Origin of the sequence: Mesorhizobium sp. M1423 (genome assembly GCF_040317575.1) — a bacterium.
Lineage (GTDB): Bacteria > Pseudomonadota > Alphaproteobacteria > Rhizobiales > Rhizobiaceae > Mesorhizobium.
This window is the reverse complement of the sequence record NZ_JAMYKU010000027.1, coordinates 53,468-74,539: the sequence shown is the minus strand read 5'-3', so window position 1 is coordinate 74,539 and position 21,072 is coordinate 53,468. Positions and strand designations below refer to the sequence as shown.

General features: G+C 62.9%; 23 protein-coding genes and 1 tRNA gene. 17 read left to right on the top strand and 7 right to left on the bottom strand.

The features are described from left to right. Window positions 1–107: 107 nt before the first annotated feature. From nagZ to NKG95_RS27240, 10 genes are all read left to right on the top strand, one after another. Complete coding sequence (gene nagZ / locus NKG95_RS27285; RefSeq protein ID WP_254818318.1) at window positions 108–1,127, top strand: beta-N-acetylhexosaminidase; 1,020 nt, start codon at window positions 108–110, stop codon at window positions 1,125–1,127. A gap of 58 nt (window positions 1,128–1,185) precedes the next feature. Next, the gene (locus NKG95_RS27280; protein ID WP_352640662.1) at window positions 1,186–1,986 is read left to right on the top strand and encodes a segregation and condensation protein A; all 801 of its coding nucleotides are present in this window, start codon (window positions 1,186–1,188) and stop codon (window positions 1,984–1,986) included. Beyond that, on the top strand, window positions 1,983–2,762 hold the full coding sequence (gene scpB, locus NKG95_RS27275) for an SMC-Scp complex subunit ScpB (protein WP_023720059.1): 780 nt from the start codon (window positions 1,983–1,985) through the stop codon (window positions 2,760–2,762). Before NKG95_RS27280 ends, scpB begins: the two co-directional genes overlap by 4 nt. A 178-nt stretch (window positions 2,763–2,940) precedes the next feature. Further along, a complete protein-coding gene (locus tag NKG95_RS27270) occupies window positions 2,941–3,162 on the top strand; it encodes a twin-arginine translocase TatA/TatE family subunit (RefSeq protein ID WP_023678929.1) in 222 nt (73 codons plus the stop codon). Between the two features lie 62 nt (window positions 3,163–3,224). Then, window positions 3,225–3,929: a Sec-independent protein translocase protein TatB gene (gene tatB, locus NKG95_RS27265; protein WP_023720060.1), complete on the top strand. Its 705-nt coding sequence runs from the start codon at window positions 3,225–3,227 to the stop codon at window positions 3,927–3,929. Next, complete coding sequence (gene tatC / locus NKG95_RS27260; RefSeq protein ID WP_023720061.1) at window positions 3,926–4,789, top strand: twin-arginine translocase subunit TatC; 864 nt, start codon at window positions 3,926–3,928, stop codon at window positions 4,787–4,789. Before tatB ends, tatC begins: the two co-directional genes overlap by 4 nt. Window positions 4,790–5,252: 463 nt before the next feature. After that, window positions 5,253–6,557, top strand: coding sequence for a serine--tRNA ligase (gene serS / locus NKG95_RS27255; protein ID WP_353043027.1), 1,305 nt, complete (start codon window positions 5,253–5,255; stop codon window positions 6,555–6,557). Further along, window positions 6,557–7,315 (top strand): 5'/3'-nucleotidase SurE, encoded by a 759-nt coding sequence (surE, locus tag NKG95_RS27250; protein WP_023720063.1) that lies wholly within the window; start codon window positions 6,557–6,559, stop codon window positions 7,313–7,315. The genes serS and surE overlap by 1 nt, the downstream gene beginning before the upstream one ends. Further along, window positions 7,312–7,977: a protein-L-isoaspartate(D-aspartate) O-methyltransferase gene (locus NKG95_RS27245; protein WP_353043026.1), complete on the top strand. Its 666-nt coding sequence runs from the start codon at window positions 7,312–7,314 to the stop codon at window positions 7,975–7,977. Before surE ends, NKG95_RS27245 begins: the two co-directional genes overlap by 4 nt. 263 nt (window positions 7,978–8,240) lie before the next feature. Continuing rightward, window positions 8,241–9,773, top strand: coding sequence for a peptidoglycan DD-metalloendopeptidase family protein (locus NKG95_RS27240; RefSeq protein WP_353043025.1), 1,533 nt, complete (start codon window positions 8,241–8,243; stop codon window positions 9,771–9,773). Window positions 9,774–9,869: 96 nt separating this feature from the next. Here NKG95_RS27240 and NKG95_RS27235 read toward each other — a convergent pair whose 3' ends face one another. Then, window positions 9,870–10,745 (bottom strand): ATP-binding protein, encoded by an 876-nt coding sequence (locus NKG95_RS27235; RefSeq protein WP_352586937.1) that lies wholly within the window; start codon window positions 10,743–10,745, stop codon window positions 9,870–9,872. Window positions 10,746–11,032: 287 nt separating this feature from the next. Between NKG95_RS27235 and yajC the strand changes: the two genes are divergently transcribed. From yajC to NKG95_RS27215, 4 genes are read left to right on the top strand one after another with little or no spacing between them, the layout of a single operon-like run. Further along, window positions 11,033–11,374 (top strand): preprotein translocase subunit YajC, encoded by a 342-nt coding sequence (gene yajC / locus NKG95_RS27230; RefSeq protein WP_023678921.1) that lies wholly within the window; start codon window positions 11,033–11,035, stop codon window positions 11,372–11,374. A gap of 51 nt (window positions 11,375–11,425) precedes the next feature. Next, complete coding sequence (secDF, locus tag NKG95_RS27225; RefSeq protein WP_353018656.1) at window positions 11,426–13,978, top strand: protein translocase subunit SecDF; 2,553 nt, start codon at window positions 11,426–11,428, stop codon at window positions 13,976–13,978. A 45-nt stretch (window positions 13,979–14,023) separates the two neighbouring features. Next, window positions 14,024–14,413, top strand: coding sequence for an Mth938-like domain-containing protein (locus tag NKG95_RS27220; protein ID WP_023720178.1), 390 nt, complete (start codon window positions 14,024–14,026; stop codon window positions 14,411–14,413). Between the two features lie 25 nt (window positions 14,414–14,438). After that, entirely contained in the window at window positions 14,439–15,263 is an 825-nt protein-coding gene (locus NKG95_RS27215) for a phytoene/squalene synthase family protein (protein WP_502913989.1), read from the top strand. An 85-nt stretch (window positions 15,264–15,348) separates the two neighbouring features. Here the strand turns inward: NKG95_RS27215 and NKG95_RS27210 are convergent, their stop codons facing one another. From NKG95_RS27210 to trmFO, 3 genes are all read right to left on the bottom strand, one after another. After that, window positions 15,349–15,681 carry a type II toxin-antitoxin system RelE/ParE family toxin gene (locus NKG95_RS27210; RefSeq protein ID WP_353043023.1) on the bottom strand — a complete coding sequence of 111 codons (333 nt, stop codon included), beginning with the start codon at window positions 15,679–15,681 and terminating at the stop codon, window positions 15,349–15,351. Continuing rightward, window positions 15,653–15,955, bottom strand: a complete 303-nt coding sequence (locus tag NKG95_RS27205; RefSeq protein ID WP_353043022.1) for a type II toxin-antitoxin system ParD family antitoxin — start codon at window positions 15,953–15,955, stop codon at window positions 15,653–15,655. The genes NKG95_RS27210 and NKG95_RS27205 overlap by 29 nt, the downstream gene beginning before the upstream one ends. Window positions 15,956–16,034: 79 nt before the next feature. Beyond that, window positions 16,035–17,444 carry a methylenetetrahydrofolate--tRNA-(uracil(54)-C(5))-methyltransferase (FADH(2)-oxidizing) TrmFO gene (trmFO, locus tag NKG95_RS27200; RefSeq protein ID WP_353043021.1) on the bottom strand — a complete coding sequence of 470 codons (1,410 nt, stop codon included), beginning with the start codon at window positions 17,442–17,444 and terminating at the stop codon, window positions 16,035–16,037. A gap of 149 nt (window positions 17,445–17,593) precedes the next feature. Between trmFO and NKG95_RS27195 the strand changes: the two genes are divergently transcribed. Beyond that, window positions 17,594–18,145 carry a hypothetical protein gene (locus NKG95_RS27195; protein WP_245278626.1) on the top strand — a complete coding sequence of 184 codons (552 nt, stop codon included), beginning with the start codon at window positions 17,594–17,596 and terminating at the stop codon, window positions 18,143–18,145. A 336-nt stretch (window positions 18,146–18,481) separates the two neighbouring features. Here the strand turns inward: NKG95_RS27195 and NKG95_RS27190 are convergent, their stop codons facing one another. Together NKG95_RS27190 and NKG95_RS27185 are read right to left on the bottom strand one after the other, a co-directional pair. Beyond that, entirely contained in the window at window positions 18,482–18,622 is a 141-nt protein-coding gene (locus NKG95_RS27190; protein ID WP_023678914.1) for a DUF1127 domain-containing protein, read from the bottom strand. 48 nt (window positions 18,623–18,670) lie between these two features. Continuing rightward, a complete protein-coding gene (locus NKG95_RS27185; protein WP_023720174.1) occupies window positions 18,671–18,811 on the bottom strand; it encodes a DUF1127 domain-containing protein in 141 nt (46 codons plus the stop codon). Window positions 18,812–19,033: 222 nt separating this feature from the next. Here NKG95_RS27185 and NKG95_RS27180 point away from each other — a divergent pair, with 222 nt between their 5' ends. Further along, window positions 19,034–20,146 carry a DUF2157 domain-containing protein gene (locus NKG95_RS27180; protein WP_352790524.1) on the top strand — a complete coding sequence of 371 codons (1,113 nt, stop codon included), beginning with the start codon at window positions 19,034–19,036 and terminating at the stop codon, window positions 20,144–20,146. Beyond that, complete coding sequence (locus tag NKG95_RS27175; protein WP_352482141.1) at window positions 20,143–20,724, top strand: GDYXXLXY domain-containing protein; 582 nt, start codon at window positions 20,143–20,145, stop codon at window positions 20,722–20,724. Before NKG95_RS27180 ends, NKG95_RS27175 begins: the two co-directional genes overlap by 4 nt. Before the next feature lie 144 nt (window positions 20,725–20,868). Here the strand turns inward: NKG95_RS27175 and NKG95_RS27170 are convergent. Beyond that, window positions 20,869–20,953, bottom strand: a tRNA-Leu gene (locus tag NKG95_RS27170). Between the last annotated feature and the right edge of the window lie 119 nt (window positions 20,954–21,072).

Genomic DNA, 21,072 nt, shown 5'->3' with positions numbered 1-21,072 from the left:
CCTCTCGAAAAGCCGGCGCTCGCGCCGGCTTTTTTGCGTGAACGGAAATCCCTGGAGGCAATTGCGGGCGATTCCCTTTGTCGGCGCGAAGCTCTAAACTGTTCCGCATGACCGAATCAAAATCCATGATCCTCGGCTGCGCCGGGAAATCACTGACCCGCGACGAGATCCGTTTCTACCGCAACGAATGCCCGTGGGGTTTCATCCTGTTTGCGCGCAATATCGGCGAGACCGAGCAGATCCGCGATCTGGTCGCCGCCATGCGCGACTGCGTCGGGCGCGCGGATGCGCCGGTATTCATTGACCAGGAGGGCGGCCGGGTGCAGCGCCTGCGGCCGCCGCTGGCGCCGAACTATCCGGCTGCCGGCGCACTCGGCGCCTTGTGGCGCGACGACCATGACGCCGGCACCCGTGCCGCCTGGCTGATGGCGCGGCTGCATGCCTTCGATCTGCTGCGCTACGGCATCACGGCGGATTGCCTGCCGGTGCTCGACGTGCCGATCGAGGGCGCCAGCGACGTCATCGGCGCACGCGCCTATGGCAAGGAGCCGCGCGCCGTCATCGAATTGGGTCGCGCCGCGGCGGAAGGCCTGATGGCGGGCGGCGTGCTGCCGGTGATGAAGCATATTCCCGGCCATGGAAGGGCCTTCGCCGACACGCATTTCGAACTGCCGACCGTCGACGCCTCGATCGGCGACCTGCAGCGGCATGATTTTGCGCCGTTCAGGGAGCTCAACCATTTGCCGATGGCGATGACGGCGCATGTCGTCTATAGCGCGATCGACCCGAAGAACCCGGCCACGACATCCGGCAAGGTCATCGAAAAGATCATCCGCGGCGAAATCGGCTTCGACGGTCTGTTGATGAGCGACGACACCTCGATGAAGGCACTTTCTGGGGATTTCCCGTCAAAGGCGGCCGCTATCCTTGCGGCGGGCTGCGATCTGGTCCTTCACTGCAACGGCGTGTTTGAGGAGATGGCCGGCATTGCATCGCGAACGACCGGACTTGAAGGCAAGTCGTTTGAGCGCGCGGAGCGGGCGCTGACCTATATCAGGAACCGTGACGTAGCGGACGAGACCGAGATTCGGGCCGAATTTGCCAGTTATTTCGACGCGGTGGCCTAGCATCAAAGGAAGCGAAGTGGCGGAAACATTGGACCTGAAGGCCGGCAAGGCCGCACCGATGGACCGTCTGTGGGCCGAGAACGATGATTCCCGGCTGACCGGCGATCCCGCTTTGGTCGTCGACGTGGCCGGTTTCGAGGGTCCGCTCGATCTTCTGCTGCATCTTGCCCGCAACCAGAAGGTCGACCTGTCGCGCATCTCGATCCTGGCGCTGGCCGAGCAATATCTGGCCTTCGTCGAGAAGGTGAGGGCGCTGCGGCTGGAGCTTGCCGCCGACTATCTGGTGATGGCGGCATGGCTGGCCTTCCTCAAGTCGAAGCTCCTGATCCCCAAGCAGCCCGGCGACGAAGGCGAAAGCGGCGAGGAACTGGCGGCAGTGCTGCAGTTCCGGCTGAAGCGGCTGGAGGCGATGCGCGACGCGGCGGCACGGCTGGTCAACCGCAACCGGCTCGGACGCGACGTGTTTGCGCGCGGCATGCCGGAAATGGTCATCGTCGAGAAGCGAAATGCCTATTCGGCCTCGCTCTACGATTTGTTGACCGCCTATGCCCAGCAGCGCCAAAAGCAGGCGGTCACCAATGTGACGATCGCCAGGCGCGGCGTGTGGTCGCTCAAGGATGCGCGTGACGTGCTGATCAGGCTGATCGGGTCGCTGCGCGACTGGACGGCGCTCGACAGTTTCCTGGTCGAATATCTGGCCGGCCCGGAAGAGCGGCGCACCGCTGTCGCCAGCTCGTTTGCCGCAACGCTGGAACTGGTGCGCGAAGGCAAGATGGAGATGCGGCAGGACCAGGTGTTCGCGCCGCTTTATCTGCGCGGCCGCGCTCAAGCCATCAAGATAGTCGAGGTGACACCATGAGCGAACGCGCCAACGCTTCGGTCATTCCGTTCAAGGTCGAGGACGACGCCGAGCAAGGCGCGGTTGCCGAGAACCCGGCACAAAACCAGGGGCAGAATTTGTCGCAGAATCCCGGCGAGCGGCTGCATATGGCGGAGGCCGTACGGATGGCCGAGGCGATCGTATTCGCCAGCGCCGAGCCGGTCAGCGAAAAACAGCTCACTTCGCGGCTGCCCGACGGCATCAACATTGCCGCGGCGATGGCCGAACTGCAGCAGATCTATGCGCGGCGCGGCGTCAATCTGGTGCGCGTCGGCGATGCCTGGGCCTTCCGCACCGCCGGCGACCTCGCCTTCCTGATGAGCCGCGACACGGTGCAGCAGCGCAAGCTGTCCCGCGCTGCCCTCGAAGTGCTGGCGATCATCGCCTACCACCAGCCGGTGACGCGCGCCGAGATCGAGGACATCCGCGGCGTCGAGACGTCAAAGGGGACGCTCGACACGCTGATGGAGACGGAATGGGTGAGAATGCGCGGCCGGCGCCGCACGCCCGGCCGTCCCGTCACCTACGGCACGACGGACATTTTTCTCGACCATTTCGCACTGGAGGAGATCCGCGATCTCCCCGGCATGGAGGAATTGAAGGGTGCAGGATTGCTGTCCGGCCGCATGCCGTCGAATTTCTCGGTGCCGCTGCCGCCGGCCGACCCCGATGCGCTCACCGACGACGAGGATCCGCTGACCGACATCGACCTCGAGGAACTCGGCCTTTTGACGCCGCGCGTCACGGACGATTGAGCCGAGCGCCATCTTTAAGCCACAGCCAGGATGGAACTGCGCCGATTGGTAGCGGGCCGCCGTGCCGAAAGTGCGTGACTTCGGCCACTCATTCATGAACTCTGTCGCAGTTCTGTTTGAATCCGAACCCGAAAGCGCATAGATCAGCGTCTGGGAAACCGTTCGAGAGAGATTTGCTATGGGTTCATTTTCGATTTGGCACTGGATGATCGTTCTGGTGATCGTGTTGCTGGTCTTCGGCCGCGGCAAGATCCCCGAGCTGATGGGCGACATGGCCAAGGGCATCAAGAGCTTCAAGAAGGGCATGGCCGACGACGAGACTGCCGAGGACAAGCGCACCGTCGAACACCGTTCCGACGAGACCGTGTCGGTACCGAAGGAAAAGGCCAGCAAAAGCTGAGCCCAAAACTTTGGTTGGCCAAAACTTGAGTCGGCCTGAAACTTGAGTCGGAACGTATAGCCATGTTCGAAGTCGGCTGGACCGAGATGCTGGTGATCGCGATCGTCATGATCGTGGTCGTCGGGCCCAAGGATTTGCCCAACATGCTGCGCACCTTCGGCCGCACAACGGCGAAGCTGCGCGCCATGGCGTCGGATTTCCAGCGGCAGTTCAACGACGCACTGAAGGAAGCCGAACTCGACGACGTCAAGAAGTCGGTCGATTCGCTGAGAAGCCTCAATCCGGCAGCCGAGATCAGGAAGCAGCTCAATCCATTCGAGCAGGCCGCCGCCGACGTCCGTTCCGGCGTCGATGCCGTGATGAAACCCAAGCCGGCGGTCGAGGCCGCCTCGACAGAGCAGGCAGCCGAGCCGCTGAAGAACGGCGCGACGACGATGCCGGGCGTCAGCCCGCCGGAGCCGACGCCGGCCACGCCGATCTTTCCGGCGATGACGGACGAGTCCGTCGTGGCGCCGGCAGTAGAGGCGCAAACGACTGCAGCGGCCGTGCCGCAAAAAGCGCCGGCGGCAAAGAAGAAGCCGGCACCCGCGAAAGCCGCGGCTGCCGTGCCGGCCAAGCCGGCAAAGGCCGCTGCGCCAAAGGTCGCCACAAAAGCTGAGCCGAAAGCGCAGTCATCAGCAGCGAAGAAGCCGGCGGCAGCAGCGAAGAAGCCTGCGGCAGCAACGAAGAAGCCGGCTGCCACGAAAACGGCGGGAGCCGCCAAGTGAGCACTTCGGACACGGAAAAGGACGAGATCGAAAAATCGTCGGCTCCGCTGATGGAGCACCTGATCGAGTTGCGCCGGCGGCTGATGTGGTCGATCGGCGGTTTTTTCGTTGCTTTTCTTGTGTGCTTCTTCTTCGCCAAGAAGCTGTTCAACCTGTTGGTGATCCCGTTCAGATGGGCGACCCAATGGGCCGGGCTCGATCCGCACAAGGTCGAGCTGATCTATACGGCGCCGCAGGAGTTCTTCTTTACCCAGGTCAAGCTCGCCATGTTCGGCGGCATGGTCATCGCTTTTCCGTTGATCGCCACGCAGATCTACAAATTCATCGCGCCCGGCCTCTACAAGAACGAGCGCAATGCCTTCCTGCCGTTCCTGATCGCCTCGCCGATCCTGTTTCTGATGGGCGCGTCGCTGGTCTATTTCTTCTTTACGCCGATGGTGATGTGGTTCTTCCTCGCCATGCAGCAGACCGGCACCAACGACCAGGTGCAGATTTCGCTGCTGCCGAAAGTGTCCGAATATCTCAGCCTGATCATGACGCTGATCTTCTCCTTCGGCCTGGTGTTCCAGTTGCCGGTGGTGACAAGCCTGATGACGCGGGTCGGCATGCTGTCGTCGCAAGGGTTGGCCGAGAAGCGCAAATGGGCGATCGTCATCGCCTTCGTCGTGGCGGCGGTGCTGACGCCGCCCGACCCGATGAGCCAGATCGGCCTCGCAATTCCGACGATCCTGCTCTACGAGGTCTCGATCTGGTCGGCTCGCTTGATCGAGCGCAGCAAGGAGCGCGACCGTGTCGCCCGCGAAAAGCAGGACGCCACGGAAGAGGTGGCCGAAAAGCCGGCGGACGCGTCGTCGACGTAGGTGGGGTTACCGGCTGGCATCTTTCTTCCGGCCGCAGCAACTTTGTTCTTGCTTTGTGCCGGCAGCTATGCTATTAATCTGGGTATGGTGCTGATTCGGCGCCGACGACCCGCCCTCTGAGGCGGGTTTTTGTTTCAGGTTCCTTTCGACCAAATGTTGCGAGTGCTGCCTACCTGAGGTCGGCGGGACAGCGCCCCCCTCTGTCCTGCCGGACATCTCCCCCACTTGGGGGGAGATCGGCAGCTTGGGCGACGGCTTGCTTTTTCAGCGCCGGAGATTGGCGAAAGCCGCTATGACGGCCAATCTCCCCACTCGTGGGGGAGATGTCCGGCAGGACAGAGGGGGGCGTGAAGAAACGCCAGGCTTCACATCTTGCATCGATCAGGGATGCGGTTTACGCCCTCTGGTCTTTGTTTTGGGCATTTCGTTGTCCCGAAACCGCTGCGCCGAGGACGAACAGACCATGCTTGACATCAAATGGATTCGCGACAACCCGAAGACCCTTGTCGAGGCGCTCCAGAAGCGCTCGTGGTCGGCCGGGGAGGCGCAGTCCACGGTCGACGACCTGATCGCCGCGGATGAGGCGCGGCGCGAGCATCTGACCGAGCTGCAGACCAGACAGGAACGCCGCAACGCCGCATCGAAGGAGATCGGCAATGCCATGCGCTCGGGCGATGCCGCCCTTGCCGAACGGCTGAAGGCTGAGGTCGGCGAGATCAAGGCCTTCATCCAGAACGGCGAGGCGCGCGAACGCGAACTCGACAAGGCGCTGAACGACGCATTGGCGGTGCTGCCCAACGTGCCGTTCGACGATGTACCGGTCGGCAAGGACGAGCGTGACAATGTCGTCAAGCGTGTCGTCGGCGAGGTGCCGACCCGCCCGAACTGGGTGAAGGAGCATTTCGAGATCGGCGAAGCGCTCGGCATGATGGATTTCGAGCGTGCGGCCAAGCTTTCCGGCTCGCGCTTTACGGTGCTGAAGAGCGGATTGGCGCGGATGGAGCGCGCACTCGGCCAGTTCATGCTCGACCTGCATACGACCGAGCACGGCTATGTGGAGATCCAGCCGCCGCTGATGGTGCGCGACGAGGCGCTTTTCGGGACTGGGCAGCTGCCGAAATTCGAGGAGGATTTATTCTTCGTTCGGCCTGGGGACGGCAGGCTTGGCCTAATCCCAACCGCCGAAGTGCCGCTCACCAATCTCGTTCGCGATGAGATCACGCCGCACGAAAAACTTCCGCTGCGCTATACCGCGCTGACGCCTTGCTTCCGCTCGGAGGCGGGCTCGGCCGGGCGCGACACGCGCGGCATGCTGCGGCAGCACCAGTTCTACAAGGTCGAGCTGGTGTCGATAACCGATCAGGACTCGTCAGTCGCCGAGCACGAGCGCATGACGCAATGCGCCGAGGAGGTGCTGAAGCGGCTCGGCCTGCCGTTCCGCACCATGACGCTGTGCACCGGCGACATGGGCTTTGGCGCGCGCAAGACCTACGATATCGAGGTCTGGCTGCCCGGCCAGAATGCCTATCGCGAGATCTCGTCGTGCTCGGTATGCGGCGATTTCCAGGCGCGGCGCATGGACGCCCGCTACAAGGACAAGGACGGCAAGGGCAATCGCTTCGTCCACACGCTGAACGGTTCGGGCACCGCCGTCGGCCGCGCTCTCATTGCCCTCATCGAAAATTACCAGAATGAAGACGGCAGCGTAACCATTCCTGAAGCGCTTCGGCCTTACATGGGCGGTCTGGAAAAGATCGAATCGAAATAATGCGCGTCCTTCTGACCAACGACGACGGCATCCATGCCGAGGGCCTTGCATCGCTCGAACGCATCGCCCGCACGCTCTCGGACGACGTCTGGGTGGTGGCGCCGGAACAGGACCAGTCCGGCTATGCGCATTCGCTGTCGATCTCGGAGCCGCTTCGCCTCAGGAAAATCGGCGAAAAGCACTTTGCGGTGCGCGGCACGCCGACCGACTGCGTCATCATGGGCGTGAAAAAGATCCTGCCCGAAGCGCCTGACCTGATCCTGTCCGGCGTCAATTCCGGCGCCAACATCGCCGACGACGTCACCTATTCGGGCACGGTCGCCGGTGCCATGGAAGGCGCGCTGCTCGGCGTGCGATCGATCGCCATCAGCCAGGCCTATTCCTATGTCGGCGAGGATCGCGTCGTTCCCTATGAGACAACCGAGGCGCTGGCGCCGGCGCTGCTCCAAAAGCTCGTCGCCATGCCGTTGCCGGACGGCGTGCTGCTCAACGTCAATTTTCCGAATTGTGCGCCGGAAGAGATCGCCGGAACTGTGGTCACTTCGCAGGGCAAGCTGGTCCACAGCCTGTGGGTCGACGAGCGGCGCGACGGGCGCGGCCTGCCTTACTACTGGCTGCGCTTCGGCCGCGAGCCGGTCGAGGGCAAGCAAGGCAGCGACCTCCATGCCTTGCGCAATCGGCTGGTGTCGGTGACGCCGCTGCAGCTCGATCTCACCGCGCATGAAATCCGCGATCAACTGGCCAAGGCGCTCGCATGAACTTGAATCACGCTGCAACGTTCGACGAACGCGAAGGTTTCGCTGCCTTCCTGCTTCGCCTGCGCGGCAGGGGCACGGTGCCGAAGGCGCTGATCGCCGCCTTCGAGGCGACGCCGCGGCGCGGCTTCCTGTCTCCGCATTTCCACTCGATTGCCTGGTCCGACCGTATGCTGCCAATCGAATGCGGCGAGGCCATCGAAGGCGCCGACCTGCAGGCGGCGGTGATCGCGGCACTTGCCATCGAACCGGGCAACCGCGTGCTCGAGATCGGCACCGGGTCCGGCTACACGGCGGCGGTGATGTCGCGGCTTGCCGCGCGGATCGTCACCATCGACCGTTACAAGACGCTGGCCGAACAGGCCCGGCAGCGTCTCGATGCACTCGCCATCGGCAACGTCATCGTGCGCCAGGCGGACGGTTCCAACGGGCTGGCCAACGAAGCGCCGTTCGACCGCATCGTCGCCTGGGCGGCCTTCGACAGCCTGCCGCGTTTCCTGCTCGACCAATTGTCGAGCGGCGGCATCGTCATCGCGCCGATCGGACCCGACGAAGGCGAGCAGGTGCTGGCCAAGCTGACCAAGGTCGGCAGCCGCTTCGAACGCGAGGATATCGGCCTGGTGCGCCTGCAGCCGATCCTGCGCAGTGTCGCGGCGGTCATCTAGGGTGTGTCGATATTCAGGTGAGGCCGGCCTGCAAATTGCGGCTTCCTCCGCTTCCGGTGCTCACGTACTCAAATGTACGCTCCGCTCCGGTTCTCGGAATCCACCTTTTCGGCTCGGCCTGACCTGAATCTCAACACACCCGGCGCTCGATCCTCGAAACATTTTTAAGAAAATTTGCGTCTGATTCTACAGGTTTAACCGACCGGTAACATTAACGCGCTTTAATCAGGCTCAGTTGTACCGGGTCTGTGCGGGTTAGTGCGATGCAATTCAGTGTTTTGAAGGCAAACGGACGCAATCTGGCGCGTGGCTGCGCCGTCCTCATGATCGCAGGGGCTGCGACGGGGTGTAGTTCCCAGGTGGCGCGGTTCAACAGCGTCGACGACGTGTTCACCGCCTCGACCAACAACCAGCGCGCCATCATCGACAAGCAGGATGCTGCCCAGCCCTATCCGGGCGATGTTGCGGCCGCGCCGATCGACGGCAGCCACACCCAGTCGGTCAGCCGCTCAAGCCTCGAACCGGTTACGGCGCAGCAATTGCCGCCGCCGGCTCCCGCCCTGGCACCCGCCGCTCGCCCGGTGCGTACCGCTGCCGCGCCGGCCCTGGCGCCTGCCGCTCCTCGTGTCGACAGGACGGCAACCGGCACCGTCGCTCCTGCGGCAAGGCCGTTCAAGAACGCCGAGCCCGACGCGCCGCGCGTGGCGACGGCCGCCGGCGCACCGCATGCAACCGAGATCGTCGTCAAGGACGGTGAGACCATTTCCGGCCTGTCGCGGCGCTACGGCGTGCCGGCCGACGCCATCATGAAAGTCAACGGGCTGAGCGCGACCAAAGGGCTGAAGACCGGCCAGAAGCTCGTCATCCCGGCCTATGCGTATTCGAGCAACGGCGCCGCGCCGAAAGTCGCCGATGCCAAGCCCGCGAACGGCACCAGGCACGACCAGCCGGCCGATGCGCCGGAGAAGGTGGCCGTGCTGCCGCAGCAGCCGAAGCTCAGGGAAGGCAAGTCCGCCGCGCAGGTGGATGCCTCGGCTGCCGCAAGCCAGCCGAAGGATGGAAAGGCCGCGCCAAAAACTGCTTCGGCGACGGCCAAGCCGGCCGGAGCCGGCGGCACCTACACGGTTCAGCAAGGCGATACGCTGTCCGCCATCGCCAGGAAGACCGGCGTCGGCGTCGTTGCGCTGAAGCAGGCGAACGGCATGCAGGATGGACTGCTCAAGATCGGCCAGACCCTGAAAGTGCCGGCAGGCGGAACCGCTGTCGTCGCCAGTGCGAAGCCGGCAAAGGTCGATCCGGTGACGACGGCCACCACCCAGCCGCCGGCCAAGGGCACGCCGACGCAGACGCTCGCCTCCTACACGCCGCCGAAGAAGGACGCGAAAGTCATCCAGCAGGCCGAGGACGACGATGCGGTGGCGCCGGATGCAACCGGCATCGGCAAGATGCGCTGGCCGGTGCGCGGCCGCGTGATTTCCAGCTTCGGCGGCGGCAAGGACGGCGTCGACATCGCCGTCCCTGAGGGGACGCCGGTCAAGGCAGCCGAAAACGGCGTCGTCATCTATGCCGGCGACGGCCTCAAAGAATTCGGCAACACGGTGCTGGTGCGGCACGAAAACGGTCTGGTCACCGTCTACGGCCACGCCAGCTCGATCGAGGTGCAGCGCGGCCAGAAGGTCAAGCGCGGCCAGGAAATCGCACTATCCGGCATGAGCGGCACCACCGACTCGCCGAAACTGCATTTCGAAGTGCGCAAGAACTCGGCGCCGGTCGATCCGTCGGGTTATCTCGAATAGAGAAAAAACCGTTTTTGCGGGCCGCCTGACCTTCAGCCCGCCGAGGAAGTCCGCTCCGCAAGGTGCGGGCTTCTTCTGTTGCCAGTCCTTGAGCGGCTAGTCCTTGAGCGATTTTCCGAGCCGGCCTGCCAGATCCTGGGTGAACTGCCAGGCGACGCGGCCCGAACGGCTGCCGCGGGTCGTCGCCCATTCCAGCGCCTCGGCGCGCAGCGTCTCGGGATCGATGGCCAGATCATGATGGCGGACATAGCCATCGATCATGTCGAGATATTCGTCCTGCGAACATTTGTGGAAGCCAAGCCACAGGCCGAAGCGGTCCGACAGCGAAACCTTCTCCTCGACCGCTTCCGACGGGTTGATCGCCGTCGAGCGCTCATTGTCGATCATGTCGCGCGGCAACAGATGCCGCCGGTTCGAGGTGGCATAGAAAATGACATTGGCCGGGCGGCCTTCGACGCCGCCTTCAAGTGCTGCCTTCAGCGATTTGTAGGATGTGTCGTCATGGTCGAATGACAGGTCGTCGCAAAACAAGATGAAGCGAAACGGCGCTGCCTTCAGCAGGCCCATCAGCTTCGGCAGCGTGTCGATGTCTTCGCGGTGGATCTCGATAAGCTTGAGCGGCACGTCGGGCTTCGCCGAAGCGTTGACCGAGGCGTGTACCGCCTTGACCAGCGACGATTTGCCCATGCCGCGCGCGCCCCATAACAGCACGTTGTTGGCAGCGTAGCCGGAGGCGAAGCGCTCGGTGTTGTCGACCAATATGTCGCGGACGCGGTCGACGCCGCGGATCAGGCCGATATCGACGCGGTTGACCTTGCGCACCGGTTCCAGATAGCCGGGATCGGCCTGCCAGACGAAGCAATCGGCCTCGCCGAGATCGGTTTGCGGCACGGGCGGCGGGGCTAGGCGGGCCACCGCCTCGATCAGGCGGTCGAGCTTCTGGTGCAGGATATCGATAGGGCTGTCGGTCATCTCTTGTCTTTTTGTTTCGCGTTTTGTTTCGCGTTCAGGACGGCGCGGGAGGGTAACCTACCTGATTTCAGGGGTTTCGAAACTCGTCCCAAGCATTTGTTCGGGCATGATCTTTTGCGAAAACCGAGCATCGCTTTTCGTGATCATCCTCTAACACGGCTCACCAGGCCGGAAAAGCAGCCGATTTGCCCGGCCGCGCAGTTGCATTGGCAACGTTACCGACTATATTCCGGCCAAATTTGGCGGGGCCGCTTTGCGGCTGTTTTTCAAAGTTCAGGAGTACCTCGATGTTCGTGACACCGGCATACGCCCAAGGCATCGGCGGGGACTCGTCCGCAATGTTTATCCAGATCGTGCCGTTTGCTCTGATTTTCGTGATCATGTATTTTCTGATCATCCGGCCGCAGCGCACGCAGCTGAAGAAGCGCGGCGAGATGCTGGCGGCGGTTCGCCGCGGCGACACCGTCGTCACCGGCGGCGGCTTGGTCGGCAAGGTTACCAAGGTGATCGATGATAACGAGCTCGAGATCGACCTTGGCGGCGGCACCAAGGTGACGGCGCTGCGCTCGACGCTTGCCGACGTGCGCGTCAAGGGCGAGCCGGTGGCGAATCAGAACGCCAAGAAATAACCGAATTGTCGGCGGAACGATCCGCCAGTACGCCCTGACGGACGACGCCATATGCTTTATTTTTCGCGCTTCAAGATGATCCTGATCTGGCTGGCCGTGGCCGCCACAGTGGTCCTCGCTGCGCCCAACCTTTTTTCCGCCAGCACGCTGGCCAAGCTGCCCGACTGGATGCCGAAGCGGCAGATGACGCTTGGCCTCGACCTACAGGGCGGCTCGCATATCCTGCTCCGGATGGATCCCAACGATCTGATCAAAGATCGGCTGGAGGCGACGCGCGACGAAATCAGGACGCTGCTGCGCGATGCCAAGATCGGCTATACCGGTCTTTCTGGAACAGGCCGCACGGTGCAGGTCCGCATCACCGATCCCGCACAGGTGGACGCTGCCAAGGCAGCCTTGAAACCATTGACCGATCCGGTGGCCGCCGGCCTGTTCAGCGGCGGCTCCGTTCAGGAGATGGCGCTGGATGATTCCGAGCCCGGCCTGCTCAAATTCACCGTCACCGATGCCGGCATCAAATACCGCACGTCGACGGCGTTGGCGCAGTCTCTTGAGGTCGTCGAGCGTCGCGTCAACGAACTCGGCACCACCGAGCCGATCGTGCAGCGGCAAGGTGACGACCGCATTCTGGTCCAAGTGCCGGGCCTCCAGGATCCGCAGAGGCTGAAGGAAATTCTTGGCCAGACCGCCAAGCTGACCTTTCAGATGGTTGATCAGTCGATGCCGGTGCAGGATGCGCTGAACGGCCGTCCGCCGCCGGGATCCTCGGTACTGTATTCGCAGGACGACCCGCCGGTTCCGTATCTGATCGAGAATCGCGTCATCGTTTCGGGTGAAAACCTCGTCGATGCCCAGGCGACCTTCAATTCCCAGACGAGCGAGCCGGTTGTTTCGTTCCGCTTCGATTCGAAAGGGGCGCAGCGGTTCGGTCAGGCGACGGCGCAGAACGTCGGCAAGCTGTTTGCCATCATCCTCGACAACCAGGTGATTTCGGCGCCGCAGATCCGTGAACCGATCCCGGGCGGCACAGGCCAGATATCGGGGAATTTCACGGCCGAGAGCGCCAACGACCTCGCCGTGCTGTTGCGTGCCGGCGCGCTGCCGGCGACGTTGACGGTGATCGAAGAGCGCACAGTTGGCCCTGGGCTCGGCGAGGATTCCATCCATGCCGGCAAGGTCGCCGGCATCATCGGTTCGATATTGGTGGTGGCGTTCATGTTCGTCGCCTACGGGTTCCTCGGCTTCCTCGCCAACATCGCGCTGGCGGTACATGTGGCGATGATCGTCGGGCTGCTGTCGCTGCTTGGAGCGACGCTAACCTTGCCCGGTATTGCCGGTATCGTGCTGACCATCGGCATGGCGGTCGATTCCAACGTGCTGATCTATGAGCGCATTCGCGAGGAGCGACGTGCCGGCCGCTCGGTCATCCAGGCAATCGATACCGGATTCAGCAAGGCGCTGGCGACCATCGTCGATTCCAATGTCACTTCACTGATAGCGACCGTGGTGCTGTTCTATCTGGGCACGGGACCGGTGAAGGGTTTTGCCGTCACCTATGCCATCGGCATCCTGACCACGGTTTTCACCGCCTTCACCTTCACCCGCCTGCTGGTGTCGATCTGGCTTCGCCGTGCTCGTCCGAAGGAGTTGCCGCGCGCGCCGGTGACGTTCATTCCGCCGGGAACGAGAATTCCGTTCATGGGCATCCGCCGCTGGACATTCACGCTGTCCAGCGTGCTTTCGGTCCTCGCGGTTGTCGGATTCATGACCATCGACATCAATTACGGCATCGATTTCAAGGGCGGCTCACTGATCGAGGTGCAGTCCAAGTCCGGTAATGCCGATCTGGCCGACATCCGCGGTAGGCTGACGGAACTCAATATCGGCGAGGTGCAGGTTCAGCAGTTCGGCGAGCCGAACGACGTGCTGATCCGCGTCGGTACGCAGGAGGGCGGCGAGAATGCCGAGCAGACCGTCATCGACAAGGTGCGCGGCGAGCTCCAGGACCAGTATGATTTCCGCCGCGTCGAAGTGGTCGGGCCGACGGTCTCGGGCGAGCTTGCCAAGCAAGGCACCATCGCCATGCTTGTCGCGCTGCTCGGCATCCTGATCTATGTCTGGTTCCGCTTCGAATGGCAGTTCGCGGTCGGCGCCATCGTTGCGACTGTGCACGACGTGGTCATGACGATCGGCTTCTTCGTCATCACCGGCCTGGAATTCAACCAGTCGTCGCTGGCGGCGATCCTCACCATCATTGGCTATTCGCTCAACGATACGATCGTCGTCTATGACCGCGTTCGGGAGGATCTGCGAAAATACAAGCGAATGCCGCTGCCGCAATTGCTGAACAACGCCATCAACGAGACGCTGTCGAGGACGACGCTGACCTCGGTGACGACGATCCTGGCGCTGCTGGCGCTGGTGCTGTTCGGCGGCGAGGTGATCCGCTCGTTCACCATGGCGATGCTGTTCGGCGTCGTGTTCGGCACCTATTCGTCGATCTTTATTGCCGCGCCGCTGCTCATTCTGTTCAAGTTGCGGCCGCAGGCCACAGCGTCGGACGAGGAAAAGCCGGTGGGCGGCGGCAAAGCCATAGCCACCTGACGGCCCGCCGCACGGCTTGCCGCGCCAGTTAGAATCGGACCACTAGTGGCCAAAGGCATCGTCATCCGCGAGGCGCATTTCCCCGGCCGCGCACCGATCGAGGCTTACGGCAATGGCGGCTTCCGTTTTGCCGACATGTCGCATCGCGGCTCGTTGCTGTGTCTGCCTTCGGGCATCTATGGCTGGGAGCCGGCCGATCCGCTGGCGCTGACGGCAGCGGATTTCACCAAGCTGTTCAACGAGGCCGACAAGGTCGAGATCCTGCTGGTCGGCAGCGGCAAGGATCTGAGGCCATTGCCGGCGGCGTTGCGTGCTGCGCTGAAGGATGCCGGCATTTCCGCCGATCCGATGTCGACCGGGGCGGCAGTGCGGACCTATAATGTGCTGCTGGCTGAAGACCGCGCCGTGGCCGCAGCACTCATCGCCGTCGACTGACGTGGCCGAAAACACCAAAGCCGTCATGGAGACGGTGCGCGCCGCCGACCATGACCGCTATCTCGCCGCGCTCTACGCGCCCGAAGACAAGCGGGACGCGGTGTTTTCGCTCTATGCCTTCAACGCCGAAATTGCCGGCATACGCGATCGCATCCGCGAAGCGCTGCCGGGTGAAGTCCGGCTGCAATGGTGGCGAGACGTCATCGCCGCCGAAGAGGATCGCGCTAAGGTCGGCCATCCCGTGGCGGACGCGCTGAGGGCGACGATTTCCGCTCATCGCCTGCCGAAGGCCGCTTTCGACAATATGCTCGAAGCGCGCATCTTCGATCTCTATGACGACCCGATGCCGTCGCGCACCGATCTCGAAGGCTATTGCGGCGAGACTGCCGCAGCACTTATCCAGCTTGCGGCGATGGTGCTCGATCCGGTCGAAGCACCGCGCTTTGCGGAACTTGCCGGCAGGGCAGGTTGTACGCAGGCAATGACCGGTCTCCTGCTTCTGCTGCCGCTGCATCGCAAGCGAGGGCAATGCTTTGTCCCGGCCGATATCTTGGCCGCCGCAGGAACGTCGCCGCAGGAGTTCGTTACAAGCGACGGCGGGCCGGGCGCGGAACGCGCCGTTGCCGCGATGATCGCGCTGGCACGCGAACATCTGTCTGCTTTCGAGCAGGGAGCGTCCGCCCTGCCGGTTTCACTGCGTCCGGCGTTTCTGCCGCTGGCGCTGACGGGCGCCTATCTCGGCAAGATGGAGACTCGACGCTTGCCCCTCAACGATGTGGCCCGGCTCTCAGGCCTGCGACGGCATTGGCTCTTGTTTCGGCGCGCGACGCAAGGCTGGCCGGCTGTGTGAAGGCTGATTGTTAATGAGGAAATCCGGCCCGGCCGCCAAGCCGGGACTGCCGGTGGCGAGCATCTGCCCGGCCGAGTAGTTTCCATCACGATGGATCACTCGACCCGCCATCGCGCATCAGCGTTTCATAATCGCGACCGCCATAGAAGATGTTGACGATGCGAACGAGATCGTCGCTGACAACATAGGCGATAATAGCCGAGTGCTCGAACGGCACCGTTCGCAATCCTGGCGCAATGTCGTCGCGCGGCCGGCCGCCACGCGGTGCATTGCCGATGTTTCCGCAACGCAGCTTGATCCTGTCGACGAAATTGTTCGCAGCCGCTTCGCTCGCACCGCGGTTGACGATATAGCCGGCAATCGATGCCAAATCCGTGATCGCGCCTTCGCTAAGAACTATGGCGAGACGCTGGATCATCGTTCCCCCTCGCCAACTCCGAAATCCTGCTCTTCACTCTCGTGATTGCCTGGTCCAGCGGAACGTCAGGCCTTGTGTCCTCAATCGAAGCCTTCACGCGCGCCCTGATCGAGGCCATGCGCTCGGCATGTTCTTCCTCTTCGCGCTGGAAGGCGCGAAGTGCCGCACGGATGACCTCGCTCGCCGATCCGTAGGAGCCGTCCTCGACCTTTTCGCGGATCATACGGGCCATGGCGGGCGTTACGGTGACGGACAGTTTCTCGGCGGATTCCATGGGATTTGGCCTCGCGACAAAAGAAGTAGGATAGTATCCTACTTCCGCGCCGCGCAACGCGCAAGAACGGAGATCGGAACTATTCCGCAGCTTCGGCTCTCGCGGGCAGCCCCAGCCATTCGCGGCAGTCGGCCAGCGCGCGCGATGTCACCGCGTGCCGCTTGGCGACCGTCTTGTCCTTGCCGCGCAGCCGCTTGCCCTCGATCTTCGGCGCCTCCACGGGCGGGAACAGGCCGAAATTGACATTCATCGGCTGGAAAGAGCGCTTTCCCGGCTCGTCGTCGGAGACAATATGGCCACCGGTGATGTGGTTAAGCAGCGCGCCGAAGGCGGTGGTCAATGGCGGCAGCGACGGCGCGTGGCCGAGCCGTTCTGCGGCGGCGAAGCGTCCGGCAAGCAGGCCGATGGCGGCGCTCTCGACATAGCCCTCGCAGCCGGTGATCTGGCCGGCAAAACGCAGGCCGGGCCGCGACTTCAACTGCAGCGAAGCGTCGAGCAGCGTCGGCGAATTGATGTAGGTGTTGCGGTGCAGGCCGCCGAGGCGGGCGAATTCGGCGTTTTCCAGCCCGCGAATGGTGCGGAAAATGCGCACCTGCTCGGCGTGCTTCAGCTTGGTCTGGAAGCCGACCATGTTGTAGAGCGTGCCCAGTGCGTTGTCCTGGCGAAGCTGGACGACGGCATAGGCCTTTACAGACGGATTGTGTGCATTGGTCAGCCCCATCGGCTTCATCGGCCCGTAACGCAATGTCTCGATGCCACGCTCGGCCATCACCTCGATCGGCAGGCAGCCGTCGAAATAGGGCGTGCCTTCCCATTGCTTGAATTCGGTTTTCTGGCCGTCGACCAGCGCCTGCACGAAGGCAAGGTACTGCTCCTTGTCCATCGGGCAGTTGATGTAATCCTTGCCGGTGCCGCCGGGGCCGACCTTGTCGTAGCGCGACTGGAACCAGCAGATATCCATGTCGATCGTGTCGAAATGGACGATCGGCGCGATGGCGTCGAAGAAGGCGAGCGCGTCGGCGCCGGTTGCTTCCGCGATCGACTGGGCGAGCGAAGGGGCGGTCAGCGGGCCGGTGGCGACGATCGCCTGGTCCCAGTCCGCCGGCGGCAGGCCAGGCACTTCCTCGCGCCGGATGGTGATGAGTGGGTGCGCTTCGAGCTTTCTGGTGACCGCTTCGGAAAATCCGTCGCGGTCGACGGCCAGCGCACCGCCGGCCGGCACCTGGTGCGCGTCGCCGGCGCTCATGATCAGCGAACCGGCGAGCCGCATTTCGGCATGCAGCAGGCCGACGGCATTGGCTTGCGCATCGTCGGAGCGGAAGGAATTGGAACAGACGAGCTCGGCCAGCCCGTCGGTCTTGTGCGCATCGGTGCCGCGGACGGGACGCATTTCATGCAGGATAACCGGAATGCCGGCTTCGGCCGCCTGCCAAGCAGCTTCGGAGCCGGCGAGACCGCCACCGATGACGTGAGTGGGATTTGTGTTCATGAGCGCCGAAATAATCCCTTGGCGCGGCGATTGCAATTACACGAATCAGCCGCGCTGTTGCCGCCACGCGCTGCAATCGTCTACTATTGCGAATGGGTGGGAGTCTCGGGGTCTCTGCCAGAGCGACATTTCTGACAGTCGTGATCGCCGTGGGCGGATCAGCAGCGGCCGGCGAACCGGCCGCGACGGCTTCCAAGCGGATCCCCATATGCCATGGTTACGGTTGCAACTATCGCACGACGCTGGCGCTTGGCCCCAGTGACGGTGCGCGTTTCCGCTCTATCCTGCGTGCGGGCGCGGGTTCGCCCCAGGCCGAGCGCTCCGCTATTTCGAAGGCCGTCCGCTATTTCGAACAGCGCATTTTCCAGGCCATCGGCGTCCGCGACCAGCCGCAGTCGAAATTCGGTGCATCGCGCGTCAGGGGCCAGATGGATTGTGTCGACGAATCGACCAATACGCATGCGTTGCTGGTCTATCTTGCCGAGCGAAAACTGCTCAGGTTTCATAAGGTCGAGGACAAGGCCTCGCGAGGCCTGTTTGTCGACGGGCGCTATCCGCATTGGACGGCGGTGATCAGCGACCGCGGCGGTACAGAATGGGTGGTGGATTCCTGGTATGCGCCGATGGGCGGCGCGCCGGATATTTTTCCGCTGAGCCAGTGGAAGAAGCGAGGCGTGCTGAAGAGCGGCGCGCTGGACTGACGACGGGGACGTCCCGCCAAAAACGGCTCCCAGGGCGTTTCGAGCCTGAAAACAACAACACCCGCCGGGGGAGGAGGTCCGGCGGGTGTCGTTTTGTTGGCCGATCCTCGGGAGGAGGTGAAGATCGACCGTATTCGTCATCGCCGGGGAGGAGGTCGGCTTTGACGAAATTCCTTTCGCCATTTGAAAGGGCGCGAAACCCTTCTTAGAAACAACGCCCGCCGGGGGAGGAGGTCCGGCGGGCGCCGTTTTTGTGGTCAACCCTCGGGAGGAGGTGAAGGCTGACCGTATCCGTCAGGGTCGGGGAGGAGGTCGACCCTGGCGAAATTCTGCTGGTTAGATCGCCCTGCGAGCGACCATCTTGATCTCGTCGCGGACGATGCCGAGATCATTGAGCTGGCGGTTTGACAGGCGACCCAGCTCGGTAACCGTCTCGCGGTAGACGCGCCAGTTACGATAGTTGCGGATCAGGTTCATTGTCGTTCTCTTTCAAAACTGGTTCGGACCATTTGCGGTCCGAAAGGATTAGACCGCCTTGCGGGCGACGTAGTGGATGTCGCCGCGGCTGATGCCGAGGTCGGTCAGTTCACGGGTGCTCAGGCGGCTCAGCTCAGAAACGGTGTCCCGGTAGCGGCGCCAGTTGCGATAGTTGCGGATCAGGTTCATGGTATTCTCGTTTCGTCTTTCTTTCGGATCATTCCGTCTTTGTGTGCACCGTGAAGATAAGAGGGGTCATATCGATTTAAAAGCGCTATTGGTGCATGGCAGCAATGCAAATTGTGCATTGCAGCATTAACGCGCGTCCAGTTTTCTGCCCAGATCGGAAAATGCCGTTAGGTCAAACGCTTGGGCGGACGAGCTAAAAGGGCTAAACAAAGGGGGAGGGGCATGGCGAGCTATTCGTCACGGGTCAGGTTGGATATCGCACGATGGCAGCAGGCCGGCCTGATCGACGCGCCGACAGCCGACGTGCTGACGCGCGACGTCGAGGCCAACGAACGCAAATCGCTGAGCTTCGGCTCGATCCTGGCGATGATGGCGGCACTGTTGTTCGGCGCGGCCATCCTGATCTTCATCGCCGCCAACTGGGAAGTCATCCCGCGGCTGGTACGGGTCGCAGCACTCTTTGCCGTTATCCTTGCCGGCTATGTCGGCGGCGCGGTGCTGAAAATGCGTGACCATGCGGCGATCGGCGAAGCGCTGTGGATCGTCGCGGCAGCAGCGTTCGGCGGATCGATCGCGCTGATCGGCCAGATGTACCATTTGTCTGGCGACGAGGCCTCCGCCGTGGTCACCTGGGGCGCCGGCACGGCGCTGGCGGCGGTGGCGCTGCGCTCGAACCCGCTGACCGTCGCTGCCGTCGGCATCGCCGATGCCTGGCTGTTCCTGAAAGGCTTCGAGTATCGCGCGGAATTCCCGCATCTCTTCGTCGTCATGGCGCTGGTGCTGTTTGCCGTTTCGTTCTGGACGCGCAGCCAGGCGGCGCGCCACCTGATCATCCTGTCGGTGCTGTTCTATCTCGTGCTCCTGGTGACGCGGTACGACACGCTGCAAGTCGCTATCCCGCTCGTTGTCGCGTCGGTGCTGCTTTTTATCGCTGCGATCTTTGCTGCCGGGCCGGTCGACAGGATCTTGCAACTGGGTGGCAGGCTGCCCCTGCACGCGCTGATCGGCTTTCTCACCGGCCTGGCGATGATCCAGTTCGAACTGGCGGATGAAAGCAGCTACAGCAGCGGCTTCGCCATTGCCTCGGCTGTTGCGCTGGCCGGCATCGTCGCGGCGATCGTGCTGGGCGGCCGCGAGAGCCGAGGACTGCGCTGGGTTGCCTATGCGGGCTTCGCCTTCGAACTCGCCATCATCTATGTGGTGATGCTGCAATCAATGCTCGACACGGCAGGCTTCTTCCTTGCGGCGGCGGTGCTTCTCGCCGTTCTTGCTTTCATTATCATCCGCATAGAAAAGCGCATGAACGCTCCGGATATGACAGGTGCAGCAGCATGATGACCGGCAAAAGACTGATCATCTCGGCGCTGGTCCTGGCGCTCGTCCAGATCGGCTTTCTGAGTTGGATCATCGCCGGACGCGCGGCGATCCTGCGCGACGGCAAGCAAGTCCTGCTCAGGGTTGAGCCGATCGATCCGCGCGATCTCTTGCGTGGTGACTACATTCTGCTCGGCTACGACATTTCGCGCATACCGGTGAAGCTGATCGGCAACATTCCACCCGGCAAGCTGGCGAGTGACGACACGCCGATCGTGGTCAGGCTGAAGCCGGGCGCCGACGGCTATTGGGGTCCGACCGCGGCTTGGTTCGGGCAAGCGCCGGTGCCGGCAGCATCCGGTGAAGCCGATATCGTCGGACACGTCTCGGAGGGCTCGGATCTCAGCGCAGCCACGACGATCGCGCCGGATTACGGCATCGAGCGCTTCTATTTGCCGGAGGGCGAGGGCATGGCGATCCAGAATGACATGCGGGTGCGGCCGTTCGGCATCCGCGTGGCGATCGCGGCCAACGGCACGGCGCAGATCAAGGCGCTGGTGGACGGCGACAAGACACTGTTCGAGGAGCCGCTCTATTGAAGCGTGGAAAATCTAGGTGTCGGCGCTCTGGGGATCGAAATGGTGGGCCATAGTGGCGCCTGTCCCCCTTCGCCAAGGCTTCGGGGACAGTCCTTCGTCACGAGCTTCGAGTGGCCTGCCACCCGAAGCTCGAAGAGCGAAGGGTGGTGCGGATGAAGGGACTCGAACCCCCACGCCTTTCGGCACTGGAACCTAAATCCAGGGCGTCTACCAATTCCGCCACATCCGCATTGCCCGGCCAATCCCATGTAGCCATCATTCTGTCAATGTCAGAGCCCACATCGGCATCATTGGCCGGAATGCAAAGATGGTTGAAAATCAGCGTCGCCTGTGACAAAAGGCGTGTCG

Coding starts and splice junctions, on each gene's coding strand:
- nagZ (WP_254818318.1), top strand. CDS start 108: ATGACCGAATCAAAATCCATGATCCTCGGCTGCGCCGGGAAATCACTG.
- NKG95_RS27280 (WP_352640662.1), top strand. CDS start 1,186: ATGGACCGTCTGTGGGCCGAGAACGATGATTCCCGGCTGACCGGCGAT.
- scpB (WP_023720059.1), top strand. CDS start 1,983: ATGAGCGAACGCGCCAACGCTTCGGTCATTCCGTTCAAGGTCGAGGAC.
- NKG95_RS27270 (WP_023678929.1), top strand. CDS start 2,941: ATGGGTTCATTTTCGATTTGGCACTGGATGATCGTTCTGGTGATCGTG.
- tatB (WP_023720060.1), top strand. CDS start 3,225: ATGTTCGAAGTCGGCTGGACCGAGATGCTGGTGATCGCGATCGTCATG.
- serS (WP_353043027.1), top strand. CDS start 5,253: ATGCTTGACATCAAATGGATTCGCGACAACCCGAAGACCCTTGTCGAG.
- surE (WP_023720063.1), top strand. CDS start 6,557: ATGCGCGTCCTTCTGACCAACGACGACGGCATCCATGCCGAGGGCCTT.
- NKG95_RS27245 (WP_353043026.1), top strand. CDS start 7,312: ATGAACTTGAATCACGCTGCAACGTTCGACGAACGCGAAGGTTTCGCT.
- NKG95_RS27240 (WP_353043025.1), top strand. CDS start 8,241: ATGCAATTCAGTGTTTTGAAGGCAAACGGACGCAATCTGGCGCGTGGC.
- NKG95_RS27235 (WP_352586937.1), bottom strand. CDS start 10,745: ATGACCGACAGCCCTATCGATATCCTGCACCAGAAGCTCGACCGCCTG.
- yajC (WP_023678921.1), top strand. CDS start 11,033: ATGTTCGTGACACCGGCATACGCCCAAGGCATCGGCGGGGACTCGTCC.
- secDF (WP_353018656.1), top strand. CDS start 11,426: ATGCTTTATTTTTCGCGCTTCAAGATGATCCTGATCTGGCTGGCCGTG.
- NKG95_RS27215 (WP_502913989.1), top strand. CDS start 14,439: ATGGAGACGGTGCGCGCCGCCGACCATGACCGCTATCTCGCCGCGCTC.
- NKG95_RS27210 (WP_353043023.1), bottom strand. CDS start 15,681: ATGATCCAGCGTCTCGCCATAGTTCTTAGCGAAGGCGCGATCACGGAT.
- NKG95_RS27205 (WP_353043022.1), bottom strand. CDS start 15,955: ATGGAATCCGCCGAGAAACTGTCCGTCACCGTAACGCCCGCCATGGCC.
- trmFO (WP_353043021.1), bottom strand. CDS start 17,444: ATGAACACAAATCCCACTCACGTCATCGGTGGCGGTCTCGCCGGCTCC.
- NKG95_RS27190 (WP_023678914.1), bottom strand. CDS start 18,622: ATGAACCTGATCCGCAACTATCGTAACTGGCGCGTCTACCGCGAGACG.
- NKG95_RS27185 (WP_023720174.1), bottom strand. CDS start 18,811: ATGAACCTGATCCGCAACTATCGCAACTGGCGCCGCTACCGGGACACC.
- NKG95_RS27180 (WP_352790524.1), top strand. CDS start 19,034: ATGGCGAGCTATTCGTCACGGGTCAGGTTGGATATCGCACGATGGCAG.
- NKG95_RS27175 (WP_352482141.1), top strand. CDS start 20,143: ATGATGACCGGCAAAAGACTGATCATCTCGGCGCTGGTCCTGGCGCTC.